17 protein-coding genes are annotated in these 17,823 nt (G+C 69.7%); 7 read left to right on the plus strand and 10 right to left on the minus strand.

Translation table 11 applies throughout. The annotated features are described in order from the left end of the window. Positions 1 to 96: 96 nt before the first annotated feature. Positions 97 to 648, minus strand: a complete 552-nt coding sequence (locus tag HLA95_RS08835; protein WP_191059484.1) for a DUF4126 family protein — start codon at positions 646 to 648, stop codon at positions 97 to 99. Between HLA95_RS08835 and HLA95_RS08840 the strand changes: the two genes are divergently transcribed. Together HLA95_RS08840 and HLA95_RS08845 are read left to right on the plus strand one after the other, a co-directional pair. After that, complete coding sequence (locus HLA95_RS08840) at positions 610 to 813, plus strand: hypothetical protein (RefSeq protein ID WP_222183012.1); 204 nt, start codon at positions 610 to 612, stop codon at positions 811 to 813. The two genes, HLA95_RS08835 and HLA95_RS08840, sit on opposite strands and share 39 nt — an antisense overlap. Before the next feature lie 324 nt (positions 814 to 1,137). Further along, on the plus strand, positions 1,138 to 1,650 hold the full coding sequence (locus HLA95_RS08845) for an opioid growth factor receptor-related protein (RefSeq protein ID WP_191059485.1): 513 nt from the start codon (positions 1,138 to 1,140) through the stop codon (positions 1,648 to 1,650). Between the two features lie 27 nt (positions 1,651 to 1,677). On the opposite strand, the gene HLA95_RS08850 is transcribed toward HLA95_RS08845, so the two are convergent. Next, the gene (locus HLA95_RS08850) at positions 1,678 to 2,430 is read right to left on the minus strand and encodes a hypothetical protein (protein WP_191059486.1); all 753 of its coding nucleotides are present in this window, start codon (positions 2,428 to 2,430) and stop codon (positions 1,678 to 1,680) included. A 543-nt stretch (positions 2,431 to 2,973) separates the two neighbouring features. On the opposite strand from HLA95_RS08850, the gene HLA95_RS08855 reads away from it, so the two are divergent. Together HLA95_RS08855 and HLA95_RS08860 are read left to right on the plus strand one after the other, a co-directional pair. Then, positions 2,974 to 5,019, plus strand: a complete 2,046-nt coding sequence (locus tag HLA95_RS08855) for an NAD(+) synthase (protein ID WP_191059487.1) — start codon at positions 2,974 to 2,976, stop codon at positions 5,017 to 5,019. Between the two features lie 35 nt (positions 5,020 to 5,054). Continuing rightward, positions 5,055 to 5,666: a cysteine hydrolase family protein gene (locus HLA95_RS08860; protein ID WP_191059488.1), complete on the plus strand. Its 612-nt coding sequence runs from the start codon at positions 5,055 to 5,057 to the stop codon at positions 5,664 to 5,666. Here HLA95_RS08860 and HLA95_RS08865 read toward each other — a convergent pair. The 3 genes from HLA95_RS08865 to glgA form a co-directional block, all read right to left on the minus strand. After that, on the minus strand, positions 5,644 to 6,375 hold the full coding sequence (locus HLA95_RS08865) for a haloacid dehalogenase type II (protein WP_191059489.1): 732 nt from the start codon (positions 6,373 to 6,375) through the stop codon (positions 5,644 to 5,646). The genes HLA95_RS08860 and HLA95_RS08865 overlap by 23 nt on opposite strands. 75 nt (positions 6,376 to 6,450) lie before the next feature. Continuing rightward, positions 6,451 to 7,224, minus strand: coding sequence for an exopolysaccharide biosynthesis protein (locus HLA95_RS08870; RefSeq protein WP_222183014.1), 774 nt, complete (start codon positions 7,222 to 7,224; stop codon positions 6,451 to 6,453). A 94-nt stretch (positions 7,225 to 7,318) separates the two neighbouring features. Continuing rightward, complete coding sequence (glgA, locus tag HLA95_RS08875) at positions 7,319 to 8,530, minus strand: glycogen synthase (protein ID WP_191060317.1); 1,212 nt, start codon at positions 8,528 to 8,530, stop codon at positions 7,319 to 7,321. A 307-nt stretch (positions 8,531 to 8,837) separates the two neighbouring features. Here glgA and HLA95_RS08880 point away from each other — a divergent pair, with 307 nt between their 5' ends. Genes HLA95_RS08880 through HLA95_RS08890 form a run of 3 tightly spaced genes read left to right on the plus strand, consistent with a single transcriptional unit; the run spans position 8,838 to position 12,172 of the window. After that, the gene (locus tag HLA95_RS08880) at positions 8,838 to 9,914 is read left to right on the plus strand and encodes a tartrate dehydrogenase (protein ID WP_191060318.1); all 1,077 of its coding nucleotides are present in this window, start codon (positions 8,838 to 8,840) and stop codon (positions 9,912 to 9,914) included. Positions 9,915 to 9,925: 11 nt separating this feature from the next. Next, positions 9,926 to 10,996, plus strand: a complete 1,071-nt coding sequence (locus tag HLA95_RS08885) for a tartrate dehydrogenase (RefSeq protein ID WP_191060319.1) — start codon at positions 9,926 to 9,928, stop codon at positions 10,994 to 10,996. 12 nt (positions 10,997 to 11,008) lie between these two features. Further along, on the plus strand, positions 11,009 to 12,172 hold the full coding sequence (locus HLA95_RS08890; RefSeq protein WP_191060320.1) for a mandelate racemase/muconate lactonizing enzyme family protein: 1,164 nt from the start codon (positions 11,009 to 11,011) through the stop codon (positions 12,170 to 12,172). 12 nt (positions 12,173 to 12,184) lie between these two features. Here the strand turns inward: HLA95_RS08890 and HLA95_RS08895 are convergent, their stop codons facing one another. Genes HLA95_RS08895 through HLA95_RS08915 form a run of 5 tightly spaced genes read right to left on the minus strand, consistent with a single transcriptional unit; the run spans position 12,185 to position 17,778 of the window. Next, positions 12,185 to 13,366, minus strand: a complete 1,182-nt coding sequence (locus HLA95_RS08895; protein ID WP_191060321.1) for a Gfo/Idh/MocA family protein — start codon at positions 13,364 to 13,366, stop codon at positions 12,185 to 12,187. Between the two features lie 56 nt (positions 13,367 to 13,422). Beyond that, complete coding sequence (locus tag HLA95_RS08900; RefSeq protein ID WP_191057552.1) at positions 13,423 to 14,514, minus strand: ABC transporter ATP-binding protein; 1,092 nt, start codon at positions 14,512 to 14,514, stop codon at positions 13,423 to 13,425. Continuing rightward, positions 14,511 to 15,821 carry an NAD(P)/FAD-dependent oxidoreductase gene (locus tag HLA95_RS08905; protein ID WP_191057553.1) on the minus strand — a complete coding sequence of 437 codons (1,311 nt, stop codon included), beginning with the start codon at positions 15,819 to 15,821 and terminating at the stop codon, positions 14,511 to 14,513. The genes HLA95_RS08900 and HLA95_RS08905 overlap by 4 nt, the downstream gene beginning before the upstream one ends. Continuing rightward, on the minus strand, positions 15,818 to 16,618 hold the full coding sequence (locus tag HLA95_RS08910; RefSeq protein WP_191057554.1) for an ABC transporter permease: 801 nt from the start codon (positions 16,616 to 16,618) through the stop codon (positions 15,818 to 15,820). The genes HLA95_RS08905 and HLA95_RS08910 overlap by 4 nt, the downstream gene beginning before the upstream one ends. Beyond that, positions 16,615 to 17,778: an ABC transporter permease gene (locus tag HLA95_RS08915; protein WP_191057555.1), complete on the minus strand. Its 1,164-nt coding sequence runs from the start codon at positions 17,776 to 17,778 to the stop codon at positions 16,615 to 16,617. The genes HLA95_RS08910 and HLA95_RS08915 overlap by 4 nt, the downstream gene beginning before the upstream one ends. Positions 17,779 to 17,823 lie beyond the last annotated feature (45 nt).

Genomic DNA, 17,823 nt, shown 5'->3' on the forward strand with positions numbered 1-17,823 from the left:
TTCACCAATGGTGCCGAGGGCAATCCGGCGCAGTTGGGCGCCGATGGCAGGCGCCAGGAGGTCGCGGATGGGCTTTGCTGCGTGGCGGACGTTGGTTCAGCCGCGGTCCGCCATCGTCTCGACCGGCACTGCAGCGGCGAGTAGCGCGACCGTGGCGGCATCCTCGGCGAGCGAGACGGCCATGTTGGGCACACCAGTCGCCTCGACGCCCGCGGTACGCGCGAAGTAGCCGGCATAGTTGGTGAGAATGGCCCCGGCGACCGCGAGGGCAGCCCCCGCCACGATCGAGTTCCTTCCGCCGTGTTCGCTGCCGATCGCCGCGCCCGCAATGCCGGCGAAGGCGAGCCGGCCCACCAGGCCGCTGTCGATCCGGGAAGGCTGCACGGTCAGCGCGATCCGGGGCTGCGTACCGGGCAGCTTGTCGGTGACGAACTCGGTTGCCCCCATCGCGATCAGCAAGGTCCGCCCGAGCGGGCTCCGGAACACCGGCCATCGGCGCCAGGCCGCCTGCGCCGGAGCCGAGTCATAGTTCAGCGCGAGGGCTGCCAGCGGCGGCCATGACCGCATGCCGCTCGCGATACCTACGGTGAATGCGCGAGGAATAACGGGTTGAACGTCATCGATCAGAGCGCCGTCGGCATCGGTCATGGCGTGCTTTCTTCAGTGGCACCGCGGCAGCTGCTGCTCGGCGCGACGTTCGCCAGTAAGCAGTTCCCGTTCATGTGCGTGGCCCGGAACCTGCCCGCGCCGCGGGCACAATCGCCTGTCGGAACTTCATCCAGCACCACAGACGATCAACGCTGCCTCGAGTAAAAGGTGCCGTCGGAAGACTCGTGGATCGTGCAATCGTTCATGAAAACAGCATTCGGCTTGCTCGCCGCCAGCGCCGGCGGCGAGCATAGACAGCTTTCCGTCTGGGCAGATCTCCTGACGCTCGCGGGCTGACTTATGGCGGTTTTACCGGATACTTTCTGCGTTGCCGGCAGAAACCATTATAGCCATTTGACATTTATGACCACAAGCGCCAATTGTATTCGAAGTAATTGCTCTGCCGAGTGTCATGCGAGGTGAGGTTCTAAAGGAACCCTGCACAGGCGACCGGTCTTTTCCTCCGGCAGGATGCAGGGGAAGAATGCGATGCCGCCTGAGGCCGCCGGTCCGATCCACGCCTATTTGTCCGGCCACGGCCAGGATGGCGCCGGTCGCAGCCTGGACAGCGTGCTGGCCTTGTCGGACCGCCAGCTCGAACATATCCACGACTACATCCAGTGGCTGTTCCCGCTGCCGACCCGCAGCATGGCCCAGCCCCATTCCCCGGTGCTGACTGACGGGGAGATCGAGGCGATCCGGGCGGATCCGGCAGCCTTGGCCAATCTCGCCCGGGCGGCCGAGCGGATGCTGGCCTTCTACCGGCAGACCGACGACTGGCTCGTGCCGAGCGACCACAACCATCTGCGGATCAGCCGGATCCTGCAGAGCCTGGCCATCCTGAGCGGGCCGGAGGCCGCCCGCCGGTTCTACACGGCGATCATCGCCCGGGTGGAGGCCAGCGGGGCCCGGATCGCGCCCGGCAACCGGCGCTACTGGGACGCCGCGGTGCAGGCCGGAGGTGCAGGCGGCGGAAAGCCTCCGGGCGAACGTGCCACCTGAACCCGGGCAACCGGCCCCGGCACCGCATCAGCCCATCATGAAGTCGAAGGCGAACTGGACCGGCTTCTCCTCCGGCAATGCCATCGCCAGCTCCATGCAGGTGGCCGCGGGCGAGACATAGAGGAAGCCCACGCCCTGGGCCTGCGCGGCGGCACGCGCCAGCTTCAGCTTGGCCGCCGGCATGCGTTCGTCCGCCAGCGGTGCCGTGTCGATCACCATCATCATCGGATGCATGTCGCCCCCGCGATGGCGCAGCTCGTCACGATGGGCCGTGAGCTTGCGGATGTCGCGGATGATCTCGCCGGCCCGCAGCCGCCCACTGGCCCGCTCGGACGCCTTCACCTCGATGGCGACCAGCATGTGCCGGAGCGTCGCCTGCCGGTTCCGCCGCCGCCAGTCGCCGCCGATCGCCGGCCGGAAGATCACGATGTCCGGGATGGGCTCGAAGCCGCCCTGGAACCCCGCCTCCTTGCGCGAATCCAGCGCCCGGAACAGCGGCGTCACCGGCGCGTCGATCCACTGCTTGACGTTCATGCCGAGCTGGGTGGCGGGCAGGCCCGCCCGGCGCAGGCAGTGATAGGCCATGGCTTGGTAGTGTAGCTCGCCGCCGAGCGCGCTGCGGCATTCCTCCACGATCAGCGGCCAGGCCGCCGCGACCAGTCGCACCGCATCGACCATGTTCCGGACCGGCGGCGCCCGCATCTCCGGCACCATCTCCGCCGCCCGCTCCGGCGCCAGCCGGACCGGCTCTTCCACCTGAACCGCAGGAACCCGTGCCATCCGCTCTTCACCCTTCCCTGGGCCTGCCTCGAGCCGGCACACCGGCCGAATGCCATGTAATCGGAAAACGGCCCACCGGCGCAAGCGGTACAGGCTCAGAAGAGCATGATGGTGCACCATGAAGTTCGGTGCGCCGCCCTCAGTGGAGAACCGGGACAGGTTTCGCGATTCTGCCGGAATTGATCGTGCTCATGTCGAAACAATGAATGCAGCCATCTTGCCGGCATTTTGCCATGATGGCCAAAAGCAGGCTGCGGAGCCCCGACGGGACCGCCCACCTGTTCTACGTTATGCTGCCTTGACCGATCCGCTTCATCGCCAGGATGCCGCCTTGCCGGACCCGAACATGGAATTTGCACGAACGAACCCGAGAGCAGGCCGCGCGGCAGCCGCCAGCGTTCCGGACGGCAGGCCGGTGCAGCGAACCCGACGGGCACCGGCACCGCGCCTTTTACACGAACGAACCCGAGCCTGCGGCCCTGGCCAGGTGAAACCTCCGGCCGCCTCCCCTATTCTTCCCACAGCAACCGGCCCGGGGATCGCATGACCTTCCGCTCCATCTACCGCCACGGCTTTGCCCGGATCGCGGCCTGCACCACGACCTGCAGCATCGCCGATCCCGCGAGCAATGCCCGGACCATCCTGGCGATGGCCAGGCGCTGCCATGAGCAGGCGGTGGCGGTGGCGGTGTTCCCGGAGCTCTCGCTGTCCGGCTATGCGATCGACGACCTCCTGCTCCAGGACCCGCTGCTCGATGCGGTCGACGACGCGCTGGCGGACCTCCTGGACGGCAGCCGCCACCTCCTGCCCCTCCTGCTGGTGGGGGCCCCCGTCCGCCACCGCAACCGCATCTACAACGCGGCAATAGCGATCCATCGCGGCCGCCTCCTGGGGGTGGTGCCCAAGGTCCACCTGCCGAACTATCGCGAGTTCTACGAGCACCGCCACTTCGCGTCCGGCCAGGACATGGACGGCGAGACCATCATCGTGGGCGGCCAGACCGCGGCCTTCGGCACCGACCTCCTGTTCGCCGCCGACGACATCGAGGGGCTCATCGTCCATGTCGAGGTCTGCGAGGACGTCTGGGTGCCGATCCCGCCCAGCAGCGACGCGGCCCTGGCCGGTGCCACCGTGCTGGCCAACCTGTCCGCCTCCAACATCACCATCGCCAAGGCCGAGACCCGCAAGCTGCTGGCCCAGTCGCAGTCGGCGCGCTGCCTTGCCGCCTATGTCTACTCGGCCTCGGGGGCCGGCGAATCCACCACCGACCTCGCCTGGGATGGCCAGACCTCGATCTTCGAGAACGGCCGGGTGCTGGCCGAGAGCGACCGCTTCCCACCGGGCGACCAGCTGGTGACGGCCGATGTCGACCTCGACCTGCTTCGCCAGGAGCGCGCCCGCCAGGGCACGTTCGACGACAACCGCCGCCGCTTCCAGGCAATGACCGACCGCTATCGGGTGGTGCCGTTCGAGCTGGCGGCACCGCTGGCCGATGTCGGTCTCCGGCGGGTCGTCGAGCGCTTCCCGTTCGTGCCGGCCGACCCGGCGCGCCTCGCCCAGGACTGCTACGAGGGCTACAACATCCAGGTCGCCGGCCTGACCCAGCGCCTGCGCGCCACCAGGATCGACAAGGTGGTGATCGGCGTCTCGGGCGGGCTGGATTCGACCCACGCGCTGATCGTGGCCGCCAAGGCGATGGATCACCTGGGCCTGCCGCGCACCAACATCCTGGCCTACACCATGCCGGGCTTCGCCACCTCGGACGAGACCAAGACCAACGCCATCCGCCTGATGAGTGCTTTGGAGGTCTCCTGGCAGGAGCTCGACATCCGCCCGACCGCCACGCAGATGCTGAAGGATTTGGGCCACCCGTTCGGCCGGGGCGAGCCGGTCTACGACGTCACCTTCGAGAACGTGCAGGCGGGCCTGCGCACCGACTATCTGTTCCGCCTGGCCAACCACCATGGCGGCCTGGTGATCGGCACCGGCGACCTGTCCGAGCTGGGCCTGGGCTGGTGCACCTATGGCGTGGGCGACCAGATGTCCCACTACAACGTCAATGCCGGGGTGCCGAAGACGCTGATCCAGCACCTGATCCGCTGGGTGATCTCGTCCGGGCAGTTCGGCGGCGACGTGCCGGCCACACTGGAATCGATCCTCGCCACCGAGATCTCGCCGGAGCTGGTGCCGGTCGAGGCCGGCGAGAAGCCGCAGAGCACCGAGGCCAAGGTCGGCCCCTACGAGCTGCAGGACTTCAACCTGTTCTACACGCTGCGCTACGGCTTCAGGCCGTCCAAGATCGCGTTCCTGGCGCTGATGGCCTGGGAGCAGGCCGACCGCGGCGCCTGGCCGCCCGGCTTCCCCGAAGACCGGCGGCGCGCCTATGACCTCCCGCACATCCGCAAATGGCTGGAAGTGTTCATCCGCCGCTTCTTCGGCTTCAGCCAGTTCAAGCGCTCGGCCATGCCGAACGGCCCCAAGGTCGCGGCCGGCGGCTCGCTCTCGCCGCGCGGCGACTGGCGCGCCCCCTCGGACGGCAACGCCAAGGCCTGGCTGGAGGAACTGGAGCGGAACGTGCCTGCCGCCTGAGCGTTGGGCTCCCGGACCGGCCAGGCAAGGACGCCATGCAGGACGATGATCAGCTCAAATACGGCCCGCTCACCGCGAGCTGCGCGCATGTCTGCGTCGACATGCAGCGACTTTTCCACGAGGACACCGACTGGCACACGCCCTGGATGGAGCGGGTCCTGCCCAACGTGGTGCGGCTGGTCGAGGCCCATCCGGAGCGGACGGTCTTCACCCGCTTCATCCCGGCCGGACGCCCCGGCGAGGGGCGCGGCACCTGGCGGCGCTATTACGAGCGCTGGGAGTCGATGACGGTCGAGCGGCTGGGCCCGGAGATGGTCGAGCTGATCCCGGACCTGGCCCGGTTCGTCCCGCCGGCCGAGGTGGTGGACAAGCATGTCTATGGCCCCTGGGACGAGACCGACCTCCACGCCCGGCTCCAGCGCCGCGGCATCGACACGCTGGTGATCAGCGGCGGCGAGACCGATGTCTGCGTGCTCGCCACCATCATGGGCGCCATCGACCGGGGCTACCGGGTGGTGGTCGGCCACGACGCCTTGTGCAGTTCCTCCGACGAGACCCACGACGCCTCGCTCAGCCTCTACCACCGCCGCTTCGGCGTGCAGATCGAGGCGGTGTCGGTCCAGCTCATCCTGGATCAGTGGCGCTAGGCCGGCCTTCCTCCGCCGCCCGCTCGGCGGCCACGAAGCGCACCAGCTCGTCCATCGACCGGCCGGCCGCCTCGGCCGACACGCCCAGCCGCTCGGGCGGCAGGCCGGCACGGTTCATCCAGAAGGTCCGGTAGCCGAACCAGGCGGCCGCGCACACGTCCCAGCCATTGGAGGACACGAACAGGATCCGCCTGGCGGGCAGGCCCAGCGCATCCGGGCCCAGCTGGTAGATCTCCGGCGCGGTCTTGAACCGGCGCACCCGGTCCGCGGTCAGCACCTGGTCGAACAGGCCGTCGAAGCCGGCCGCTTCGATGGCCGGCTCCAGCATGCGCGGCGCGCCGTTGGACAGGATCGCGAGCGGCAGCCCCAGCTCCTTCAGCCGGACCAGCGCCTCCCGGTCGCCGGGATGGGCCGGCAGCCGCCGATAGGCATCCAGCAGCCGGTTCACCGCGTCCTGCCCGGCCGGCAGGCCCAGCCGGTCCAGCACATAGTCGAGCGCATCGGCGGTCACCGACCAGAAATCGGCGTAGCGGCCCGACATGCTGCGCACGCGCGCATATTCGAGTTGCTTCTCCCGCCACGCCGCCGCCAGCACCACGCCCTCGTTCGGGAACAGTTCGTCGGCGACCCGGGCGATCGCGTGGACGTCGAACAGGGTACCGTAGGCATCGAAGATCACCGCACGGAGCGCCTGGCCAGCCGGCTGCATCCCCTCCTCCCGCAAGCTCAGGCCTTATGATTGGCCGGCCTGGAGCTTCGCTCAAGCATCCAGCCGGCCGCTGGCTCAGGTCAGGGCGAGCAGGGCCGCCACCGTGACCGCCGCGGTGATCAGGCCGCTCGAGAGCATCAGGAGCCCGTCGCGTGCCGTCATCCCCAGCGCCGCGGCGGCGATCACCAGCCCGGCCACGGAGCTCAGGAGCGGGAGGATCTCCATGGCCGGCATGGTGAGCGCCACGACCATGCAGTGCAGCGCCGCCGCCTTCTGCCCGAGCGGGCCGGTCAGCCAGTGCAGCCGCGGGCGCACCAGCCGGTCGACCCGGCCGGCCCAGGGCGACAGGAAGCCCGTTACCCGGCGCAGCCTGCTGCCCGGCACGCAGCGCGCCTCGATCGGGCGCGGCAGCCAGATCCGGCTCCTGCCGGCCAGCATCTGCCAGCCGATCAGCAGGACGACCGCCGCCATCATGCTGGGCACGGTCGGGATGCCGGACAAGGGCGAGAGCACGACCAGGCCCGGCACCATGAGGAGCGGGCCGAACGAGCGATCGCCCAGCGCGTCGCGAATGTCGCCCACCGAGACGCTCGCCTGGCGGGCCGCCGTCTCGTCGATGCGCGCCAGGACGTCGCTCAGGGATTCGAGCGGCGGCGGGCCCTCGCGGCGCAGGCCCCGCCAGAACCGGTGCTCCCGCAGCCGTACCCGCCAGGGGCGCGCGGCTGCCGGTGCCGCCATGCCTCCGCCGGCCGCCACCTCCAGCCGTCCCGCGGCCGGTGCCGGCCCGTCCGTCGGCGCGGCGCCATGCACGTCGAGGTTGTAGTCATGGGCGCGCCGGCAGGTCGCCACCCTTCGTCTCCGCCACCAAGTCCCTTGCCTGTCATGGAGCCGTCCTGAGCCGGCACGGTTCCGTCCAGGCAGCCGCAGCACCGGCGCCGCTGGCCTAGCGCAGGGTCTGGTACAGCTCGATGGTGCGCTCCGCGATGGCGTCCCAGCTGAACTGGTCGACCGCGCGGCGCCGGCCGTTCGCGGCAAGGCGCGCCCGCAGTTCCGGGTCACGGGCCAGCCGGTTGATCGCCGCCGCCAGGCCTGCGGAGAACTCGGCCGGATCGGCCGGGTCGAAGCTGCCGGCGCGGATCCGCGGGTCGACCAGCAGCCCGGTTTCCTCCGGCACGACCACCTCCGGAATGCCGCCCACGGCCGAGGCGACCACCGGGGTCTCGCAGGCCATGGCCTCCAGGTTGATGATGCCGAACGGCTCGTAGACCGACGGACAGCAGAAGATGGCGGCGTGGTTGTAGAACTGGATCACGTCGGCCCTGGGCAGCATCTCCCGCACCCAGACGACGCCCTGGCGCCTCGCACTGACCTCGGCCACGCGCGCCTCCATCTCCTGGCCGATCTCGGGCGTGTCCGGGGCACCGGCGCACAGCACGATCTGCAAGTCCGGGTCGATCTGCGGGATGGCGTTGACGAGGTGGATGATCCCCTTCTGCCGGGTGATCCGGCCGACGAACAGGAGATAGGGCCGGTCCGGGTCGACGCCGTGGCGGGCCAGCGCGTCCTTCGCCTCGGTCCGGCGGTACTCGTCCGGGTCGATGCCGTTATGAATGACATGCACCCGTGCCGGCTGGACGTCGAACAGGCGGAGAATGTCCTCGCGGGTCTCCTTGGAGACCGCGATGATCGCATCCGCATGCTCCATCGCGGTGCGCTCCATCCAGCTGCTCAGATGGTAGGCATTGCCGAGCTGCTCGACCTTCCAGGGCCGCAGGGGCTCCAGCGAATGGACCGTCAGCACGAAGGGCACGTCCCAGAGCCGGCTCGCGATCAGGCCGGCCATGTCGGTGTACCAGGTGTGGCAGTGCGCCACGTCGGCATCCAGCGTGTCCTTGGCCATGGCGAGCGAGCGGGCATAGGCGTCGATGGCGCTGCCGAAACGCGGGTCCGTGCCCAGCTTGGCTTCCGCCCAGGCGGGGTAGCCGCGCACCACCAGGTTGCCGCCCTCGCTGCGCTGGCTGCCGAAGCAGCGCACCTCCACGGCCAGGCGCTTCGCCATCGCCCGGGCCAGGTACTCCACATGCACGCCGGCACCGCCATAGACGTTGGGCGGGTACTCGTTGGTGAACAGCGCGACCTTCCCGACCTTCGACACGCTCGCTTCCTCCCGACCTGATCCGGCGATCACCCTGCCCGTCACTGTCCGGCAGCCACCCGCAGGAACGCCCGGAGCCGCGCACCGGATCCCGTGGCCTTGCGATCATCCGCACCGGACTGTCGATGCAGCCCCGCGCCAAGTCACGCAATGGCCTTGGGCCAGGGTCCAGCCGCCTTCCCGGCGCGGCTTCCCTGCCTCCTCGTCCGGCACGGTGCATTGGCCGTGGCCGGTTCTGCCGGCATGATCCCGGAAGCGGCCGGATGCTGGCGGGCCGCCGGCTTGTAGCAGGGGACGAGGATCGAGGATGAAGACCTACCGGATCGCCGCCATTCCGGGCGACGGGATCGGCATCGAGGTGGTGGAGGCGGGGCTCCGCGTGCTGGACGCGCTGGCGGAGCGCGACGGCGGCTTCACCCTCGATGTAGAGCGGTTCGACTGGGGCAGCGAGCGCTACCGGCGCACCGGCGCGCTGATGCCGGCGGACGGGGTGGACCGGCTGCGCGGGTTCGACGCGATCCTGTTCGGTGCCGTGGGTGCCCCCGACCTGCCCGACCACCTGACGCTCTGGGGCCTGCGCCTGGCCATCTGCCAGCCGCTCGACCAGTTCGCCAACGTGCGCCCGACCCGGATCCTGCCCGGCATCACCAGCCCGCTGCGCGGGGTTGGCGAAGGCGACCTCGACTGGGTGATCGTGCGCGAGAACTCCGAGGGCGAATATGCCGGCCAGGGCGGCCGGTCGCATCGCGGCCTGCCGGAGGAAGTGGCGACCGAGGTGGCGATCTTCACCCGGGCGGGCGTGGAGCGGATCATGCGCTATGCCTTCCGGCTCGCCCAGTCGCGGCCGCGCAAGCTGCTCACCGTGGTCACCAAGTCCAACGCGCAGCGCTACGGCCTGGTGCTTTGGGACGAGATCGCGCAGGAGGTCGCGGCCGACTTCCCGGACGTGACCTGGGACAAGATGCTGGTCGACGCCATGACCGTGCGGATGACGCTCAAGCCCGGCTCGCTCGACACGATCGTCGCGACCAACCTCCACGCCGACATCCTGTCGGACCTGGCGGCGGCCCTGGCCGGCTCGATCGGCATAGCACCCACGGCCAACATCAACCCCACCGGCCGCGCACCCTCGATGTTCGAGCCGATCCACGGCTCGGCCTTCGACATCACCGGCAAGGGCATCGCCAACCCGGTGGGCACGTTCTGGAGCGCCGCGATGATGCTCGACCATCTGGGCGAGCCGGGCGCGGCCGGGCTGCTGATGCAGGCGATCGAGCGGGTCACCGCCGACCCTGCCCTCCACACCCCCGATCTCGGCGGCACGGCCCGGACCGAGGACGTCACCAGAGCCGCGATCGAAGCGATCCGCGGCCGCAACGATTGAAGAGAGCCCCCATGAGCAGCAACCGGATGAAGATCGCGGTGATCCCCGGCGACGGGATCGGCAAGGAGGTCGTGCCCGAGGGCCTGCGCGTGCTGGAGGCCCTGGCCCGGCGGCACGGGCTGGGCTTCGAGTTCACCCAGCACGATTTCGCCTCGGCCGACTACTACCACCAGCACGGCACGATGATGCCCGAGGACTGGAAGGAGCGGCTCGATGGCTCGGACGCGATCTTCTTCGGCGCGGTAGGCTGGCCCGCCACCGTGCCCGACCATGTCTCGCTCTGGGGCTCGCTGATCCAGTTCCGCCGCGAATACGACCAGTATGTGAGCCTGCGCCCGGCCCGCGCCATGCCGGGCGTGCCATCGCCGCTGGCCGGTCGTGCCCCTGGTGACATCGACATGATGATCGTGCGCGAGAACACAGAGGGCGAGTATTCCTCGATCGGCGGCCGGATGTTCCCCGGCACCGAGCGCGAGATCGTGATGCAGGAGACGGTGATGACCCGCCACGGGGTCGACCGCATCCTGCGCTACGCCTTCGACCTGGCGATGAAGCGCGGCCGGCACCTGACCTCGGCCACCAAGTCGAACGGCATCTCGATCACCATGCCCTATTGGGACGAGCGGGTGGCCGAGATGGCCAAGTCCTATCCCGAGGTGAAGGTCGACAAGTACCATATCGACATACTGACCGCACAGTTCGTGCTGCACCCGGACTGGTTCGATGTGGTGGTGGCCTCCAACCTGTTTGGCGACATCCTGTCGGACCTGGGCCCCGCCTGCACCGGGACGATCGGCATCGCACCGTCCGGCAACATCAACCCCGAGCGGCGCTTCCCCTCCTTGTTCGAGCCGGTGCACGGCTCGGCCCCGGATATTGCTGGGCAAGGCGTGGCCAATCCGGTGGGCCAGATCTGGGCGGGGGCGATGATGCTGGAGCATCTGGGCCATTCCGAGGCGGCGGCCTCCATCGTCGCCGCGATCGAGCTTGTGCTGGCCGAGCCGGCGCTGCGCACCCGCGACCTAGGCGGCAAGGCCGACACCCGCACCTGCGGCCAAGCCATTGCCGATGCGCTGGCCTGAGGAAGGCCCACCATGAGGATCACCGACATCCGCGAGAAGACGGTCTCGATCGCCTCGCCCATCGCCAACGCCTATATCGACTTCTCGAAGATGACCTGCTCGGTCGTGGCCGTAGTCACCGACGTGGTGCGCGACGGCCGGCCGGTCATTGGCTACGGCTTCAACTCGAACGGCCGCTACGGCCAGGGCGCCCTGATGCGCGACCGCTTCATCGGCCGTGTGCTGGAGGCGGACCCTGCCGGCCTGGTCGACGAGGCCAACGACAACCTGGATCCGTTCGCGATCTGGGCGACCCTCATGAAGAACGAGAAGCCCGGCGGACATGGCGAGCGCTCGGTCGCGGTCGGCACGATCGACATGGCGGTCTGGGACGCGGTGGCCAAGATCGCGGGGGTGCCGCTCTATAAGCTCCTGGCCGACCGCTACCGCGGCGGCGTGCATGACGAGAGCGTCTGGGTCTATGCCGCCGGCGGCTACTACTACCCCGGCAAGGACCACGCCCGGCTCCAGGAGGAGATGCGCGGCTATCTCCAGCGCGGCTACCGCGTCGTGAAGATGAAGATCGGTGCCGTGCCGCTGGAGGAGGACATCGCGCGGATCGAGGCGGTCCTGGAGGTCGTGGGCGACGGCCGCAACCTCGCGGTCGACGCAAACGGCCGCTTCGACCTCGAGACGACGCTCGCCTATGCCGAGGCGCTGCAGCCCTACGACCTGTTCTGGTTCGAGGAAGCGGGCGACCCGCTCGACTACGAGATCCAGGCACGCCTGGCCGAGGCCTACGACCGGCCGATCGCGACGGGCGAGAACCTGTTCTCGCACCAGGACGCCCGCAACCTCCTGCGCTATGGCGGGATGCGGCCAGAGCGCGACTGGCTCCAGTTCGACTGCGCCCTGTCCTATGGCCTGGTCGAGTATCTGCGCACGCTCGGGGTCATGGAGGAGCTCGGCTGGTCGCCGCGCCGGGTCGTGCCGCATGGCGGCCACCAGATGTCGCTCAACCTCGCAGCCGGCCTCCATCTCGGCGGCAACGAGAGCTATCCCGACGTGTTCCAGCCCTTTGGCGGCTTTGCCGACAGCATCAAGGTGGAGGATGGCCGGGTGGGCCTGCCGGACATTCCCGGCATCGGCTTCGAGGCCAAGGCCGAGCTCTACCGGGTCATGCGCGAGCTGGCCTGAGGCCCCTCCGGCTCACACCCTCAGCCGGCAGTCCGCCCAGGTGCGAGTGCGCTGGCTCTCCAGGGCGCCCGCGATGAACGCCATGCCGGCAGCGCCGTCGCGGACCGTCGGGAACTCCAGCGCCAGCGGATCGGCGGGCCGGCCGGTGCGGCGGGCGGCGATGGCCTCGGCCACGTCGCGATAGAGATTGGCGAACGCCTCCTGATAGCCTTCGGGATGGCCGATCTCGACCCGGACCAGCCGCTCGGCCTCGGGCAGCAGCGCGCCGTGCAGCCGCCGGGTCAGGATCTGCTCGAAGCCGTCCAGGCGGCGGTGGCGCAGCTCGTTCGGCCGCTCCTGGTGCCATTCTAGGCCGCCCAGCTCGCCGAAGATCCGAAAGGACAGGCCGTGCTCGGCCCCGGCCGCGGCATTGGTCACCCACAGCGTGCCCGGCACCCCGCCGTTCCAGCGCAGCAGCACCGCGCCATAGTCCTGCGCCTGGCGCCCGGGCACCACCGCATGCAGGTCGGCCAGCACCGTCTCCAGCTCCAGCCCGGACACGAACGCGGCCAGATGATGGGCATGGGTGCCGATGTCGCCCAGGATCAGCGATTCGCCGCACAGCGCCGGGTCGAACCGCCAGCCACGCCCGGCCGGGTCGGCCTCGACCAGCGTGGCGTTGTGCCCCTGCACATAGGTGGTGTGGACCTGGCGGATCGGCCCCAGCACGCCGTTGCGCACCATGGCCCGCGCCTGGCGGACCATTGGATAGGCGCTGTAGTTGTAGGTGGTGCAGAACACCCGGCCGCTGGCTTCCGCCGCCCGCACCAGCGCCAGCGCGTCGTCCAGCGTGGTGGTCAGCGGCTTATCGCAGATCACGTCCAGCCCGGCCGCCAGCGCTGCACTGGCGGCGGCGTGGTGGTGGCCGTTCGGGCTCATGATCGCGACCGCCTCGATGCCGTCCGCCCGGCCGGCCTCGCCCGCGAGCATGGCCGCGACATCCGGATAGCAGCGCTCCGGATCGAGACCGATGGCGATACCGGCGGCCCGCCCGCGCGCCGGATCGGAGGACAGCGTGCCGGCGGTCAGGACGAAGCGCCGGTCCAGCAGTGCCGCGGTGCGGTGGACCGGGCCGATGAAGCCGTGGCTGCCACCCACCAGGCCCAGCCGGATCGGCCGGCCAAAGGCCGCGAACGCGCTACCCTGCTCCGCCATGACACCGCATCCTCCCCTGACTCGGTCATCCTCCAGGGTCCGCCGGGGCGGCCCCCTCAGGAGCGCTCGGCCTCCGCAGGCAGCAGCACCCCGTCCTCGGCCCGCCAGACCAGATGGACCTCGTCGCCCTCGGCCGGCCGGAACTCCGGCCTGGCCGGCGCATAGGCCGACACGGTACCGGCCCCCGGCACCTCCACCTGATAAAGGGCGCGATCGCCGAAATAGGTGCGGATCTGCAGGCGCCCGGACAGGCAGTTCCAGCCGTCACCCGGCGATGCCGGGCGCACCTCGATGTCCTCGGGCCGCAGCAGCAGGCTCACGCCGTGCCCTGCCTCGGGCACCGGGCCGGCATGGCGACAGGTCCGGCCCGCCACCTCGATCCGGCTGCCCGGCCCCTCGGCCGCCAGCAGACGTGCCGGCAGGAAGTTGCTGCGCCCCAGGAACTCGGCCACGAACCGGTTCTCCGGCCGCTCGTAGAGCGTTTCGGGCGGGCCCACCTGCATCAGCCGGCCATGGTCGAGCACGGCCACCTGGTCGGACATGGTCATGGCCTCGTCCTGGTCGTGGGTGACATAGACGAAGGTGGTGCCCAGCCGGCGATGGATGCGGCGCAGCTCGATCTGCAGGTCGGCGCGCAGCTTGCGGTCGAGCGCGCTCATCGGCTCGTCCAGCAGCAGGAGGTCGGGCTCGAACGCCAGGGCCCGGGCCAGCGCCACGCGCTGCTGCTGCCCGCCCGACAGCTCGGCGGGCTTGCGGTGGGCCAGGTGGCCGAGCTGCACCAGCTCCAGCATCTCCCGCACCCTGGCCTCGATGCGGCTCCTGTCCCAGCGGCGGACCTTGAGCGGGAAGGCCACGTTGTTCGCGACGGTCATGTGCGGGAACAGCGCATAGCCCTGGAAGACCAAGCCGAAATTGCGCCGCTCGGCCGGCAGGCTGGTGATGTCGGCATCGCCCAGCAGGAGGCGACCTGCCGAGCAGCGCTCGAAGCCGGCCAGGACCTTGAGCAGCGTGGTCTTGCCCGAGCCGGACGGGCCGAGCAGGGTCAGGAAGCTGCCGCGCTCGATGTCGAGCGAGACGTCGTGCAGCACCTGGTGGCGACCATAATGCTTGCTCAGGCGCTCCAGGCGCAGCCGGTCGTGCGTGGTCATGCGGCCACCTTCTGGTCGAGCCGGCGGCGGATCCGGTCGGTCCAGCGATAGGCCGTGCCGACGATCGGCAGGAACCAGGGCCGGCCGCCATAGCCCGGCATGGTGTTGAACGGTATGGCGCCGAGCCCGCCCATCTCCTTGCCGTCGGCGAGCATCGAGCGGGCGGCCCGGTCGCCCAGATAGCTCAGCATCGGCACGCCGCTGCCGTTGCAGCCGCAGGCGTAATAGACGCCCTCGTGCCGGCCGAAATGGGGCAGCCAGTCGAAGGCGAAGGCGACGTTGCCGAACCAGGCATGGCTCAGCTTCACGCCCTCGAGCTGGGCGAACACGTCGGTCAGGAATCCGTGGAGCTTCACCGCACTGGTGCGCGCGTCGACATCACGGAAGCTGGCCCGGCCGCCGAACAGGATGCGCCTGCGGTCGGGCGAGCTGCGGTAATAATAGAGGATGCGCTTGGTGTCGGCGAGCGGCCGGCCGCCCGGGATCAGCTCGGCGACGTTCGGCAGTTCCTCGGTCGCGATCATGTAGCTGCGGACGGGGATCAGCCGGCGCTGGAACCAGGGCGTGGCCGCCCCGGTATAGCCGTTGGTCATCACCATGATCCGCCGGCAGTCGATCGCGCCGTCCGTCAGGATCGCGGTGAAGCGGTCGCCCTTGCGCTCGATGCCGGCAAGCTCGACGCCCGAGACCAGCTTCACCCCCAGCTTTTCCGCCACGGCGCGCAGCCCGGCATGGTAGAGGCCGGGATGGAGCTGGCCGGCATCGCCATAGACATAGCCGCCGGCATAGATCGAGGTGGCGAGCTCGGTATGTACCTGGTCGGGAGGCACCAGCCGGTTGCGGGCCTGCTGCTCGGGCGGAAGGGCGGCATGCTCGGCGGCAAACGCCCAGTAGTCGGCGCTGGTATGCGCGCCGATGAACATGCCGCGCTGTTCCAGGCTGCAGTCGATGCCGAGGCTTTGGATGCGCTCGACGATGAACGGATAGACGGCCTGGAAGTCCGCGGTGATCTCGGCGGCGCACGCCTCGCCGAACTGGCGCACCAGGGCCGGACCGGAGACCTTGGAGCCGCCGCTGAGCTGGCCTGCGTTGCGCGTGCTGGCCCCCTCCCCGATCAGCCCCCGCTCGATCACCGTCACCTGGACCCCGGCCTGCGCCAGGGTGATCGCAGCATTCAGGCCGGCAAGACCGGAGCCGACGATCAGGCAGTCGACATCGGCCAGCGCGGAGGCCGGCAGGCCCGGCCGGGGCGGCGCCTGTAGCCACCAGTAGGGCGTCTCGACGAAGTCTTGGGCGAACGGGCTCATCGCGTTTCCGTGGTTCGTTGCGCCGCCTGGCGGGGGCGGCCGAGCCAGCCCAGCGCGGCGAGGAAGAGGGCGGACGTGCAGGTCAGGAGTACGGCCACCGCGACGATGGTCGGCTGCAGCTTGTCGCGCAGGCTGCCGAACAGGACGACCGGCAGGGTGATGCTCTCGGGGCTGGAGAGGAAAAGGGCGATGATGACCTCGTCGAACGAGGTCATGAAGGCGAAGATCGCCCCGGTCCAGAAGCCCGGCAGCGTCAGCGGGAAGGTCACCGTCCAGAACCGGTACCAGCGCGAGGCACCCATGGCGGATGCGGCCAGGTCCAGGTTCGGGTCGAGGCCGCGCAGCGTGGCCGCCACCGAGATGAACACCAGCGGGAAGCCCAGGAGCGCATGGGCCAGCATGATCGAGAGCGGGTGGCCGGCCAGGCCCAGCCGGGCGAACAGGAAGAACAGCCCGACCGACAGCACCACCGAGGGCACCACGAGCGGCGACATGAACAGGCCACCGACCACGACCCGCCAGGCATTGGGCAGCGCATGGAGCCCCACCGCGGCGGCACCGCCCAGCACCACCGATATCACCGTAGCACCCAGCGCCACCTTCACGCTGTTGCCCAGCGCCATCAGCCAGGGCGGGGTGGTCAGGAAGGTCTCGAACCAGCGCAGCGACACCCCGTCCAGCGGGTAGCTCAGGAACGAGCCGCCGTTGAAGGCCAGCGGGATCACCGCCAGGATCGGCGCCAGCAGGAACAGGACCGCCAGGCTCACCAGCAGCACATAGAGGATGCGCGCGATCATGCCGCCCTCGCCGCTGGCCGCCACAGGAGGTTGACCAGCCACGCCACCGCCAGGCCCAGCAGCACGCAGGCGAGCAGGATGACGCTGAGCGTCGAGGCCATGCCCCAGTTCAGCTGTTTCAGCATGAAGTCGGCGATGTAGTAGGACAGGAGCTGGTCGCCCGGGCTGCCGACCAGGGCCGGCGTGATGTAGAAGCCGAGCGACAGGATGAAGACTGTGCCGGCGCCCACCAGGATGCCGCGCATGGTCTGCGGCAGGTACACGCGCAGGAAGCTCTCGAACGGGCCGGCACCCAGCGAGCGGGCGGCGTCGCGCTGCTGGGCCGGGATCTGCTTCATGTTGTTGAGCAGCGGCAGGACCGCGAACGGCAGGAGCACGTGGACCATGGCCAGCAGCGTGCCCAGCCGGTTGAAGATGAGCTGCACCGGCTCGCGGACGAGGCCCAGCGCCATCAGCGCCTCGTTCACCAGCCCCTCGCGCTGCAGGATCACCACCCAGGCCGTGGTGCGCACCAGGATCGACATCCAGAAGCTCAGCAGCACCGCACCCAGGAGCAGGACGCGCACGGTGGGCGGGCCGTTGGCGATCGCATGGGCCAGCGGATAGGCGATCAGGCAGGCGATCACCGCCACCTGCAGGCTCATCCAGAAGGTACGCAGCAGGATCTGCAGGTAGATCGCCCCCTCGGCACCGAACTGCCAGCCGCCGGCCGGATCCCGGTCGAGGCCGATCGCCGTGGCGTAATAGCGGAAGGTGTAGGGCTGGGCGTTCTCGGCGAGTGCCTGCCAATAGATCGGCTCGTCCCAGTCCGGGTCGATCGCCCGCAGGTCGGCCAGGCCCTTGACCTCCACCTCGTCCAGGGCACGCTTGGTCTTGAGCAGCAGGCTGCGCATGCCGGGCGCGTCCAGGTTCAACAGGCGCGCGAGCTCGCCCAGGCTGCGCCGGTCGGCAGCGGCGAGGTCCTTCGCCAGTGCGGCCGCCACTTCGTCGCTCGGTGCCCCCGCCTCGTCGATTGCGCTGGCGGTTGCCGGCAGGTTCGCATGGATCGTCGAGTTGTCGACGCTGCGCAGCGCCACGCCGCCCAGGGGCACGAGGTAGAGGAAGGCCACGTAGGCGACCGGGAGCGCCACCAGCAGCAGGGTGGATAGATACAGGGACACGCGCGACATCGGGACCGGCGATGGTTGAGTTCAAGGGCGGTGGAG

The organism is Geminicoccus harenae (assembly GCF_019800005.1).
In the GTDB taxonomy this organism is placed as follows: Bacteria; Pseudomonadota; Alphaproteobacteria; order Geminicoccales; family Geminicoccaceae; genus Geminicoccus; species Geminicoccus harenae.

Coding starts and splice junctions, on each gene's coding strand:
- HLA95_RS08900 (WP_191057552.1), bottom strand. CDS start 14,514: ATGACCACGCACGACCGGCTGCGCCTGGAGCGCCTGAGCAAGCATTAT.
- HLA95_RS08910 (WP_191057554.1), bottom strand. CDS start 16,618: ATGATCGCGCGCATCCTCTATGTGCTGCTGGTGAGCCTGGCGGTCCTG.
- HLA95_RS08855 (WP_191059487.1), top strand. CDS start 2,974: ATGACCTTCCGCTCCATCTACCGCCACGGCTTTGCCCGGATCGCGGCC.
- HLA95_RS08865 (WP_191059489.1), bottom strand. CDS start 6,375: ATGCAGCCGGCTGGCCAGGCGCTCCGTGCGGTGATCTTCGATGCCTAC.
- HLA95_RS08835 (WP_191059484.1), bottom strand. CDS start 648: ATGACCGATGCCGACGGCGCTCTGATCGATGACGTTCAACCCGTTATT.
- HLA95_RS08885 (WP_191060319.1), top strand. CDS start 9,926: ATGAGCAGCAACCGGATGAAGATCGCGGTGATCCCCGGCGACGGGATC.
- HLA95_RS08905 (WP_191057553.1), bottom strand. CDS start 15,821: ATGAGCCCGTTCGCCCAAGACTTCGTCGAGACGCCCTACTGGTGGCTA.
- HLA95_RS08890 (WP_191060320.1), top strand. CDS start 11,009: ATGAGGATCACCGACATCCGCGAGAAGACGGTCTCGATCGCCTCGCCC.
- HLA95_RS08880 (WP_191060318.1), top strand. CDS start 8,838: ATGAAGACCTACCGGATCGCCGCCATTCCGGGCGACGGGATCGGCATC.
- HLA95_RS08845 (WP_191059485.1), top strand. CDS start 1,138: ATGCCGCCTGAGGCCGCCGGTCCGATCCACGCCTATTTGTCCGGCCAC.
- HLA95_RS08895 (WP_191060321.1), bottom strand. CDS start 13,366: ATGGCGGAGCAGGGTAGCGCGTTCGCGGCCTTTGGCCGGCCGATCCGG.
- HLA95_RS08850 (WP_191059486.1), bottom strand. CDS start 2,430: ATGGCACGGGTTCCTGCGGTTCAGGTGGAAGAGCCGGTCCGGCTGGCG.
- HLA95_RS08860 (WP_191059488.1), top strand. CDS start 5,055: ATGCAGGACGATGATCAGCTCAAATACGGCCCGCTCACCGCGAGCTGC.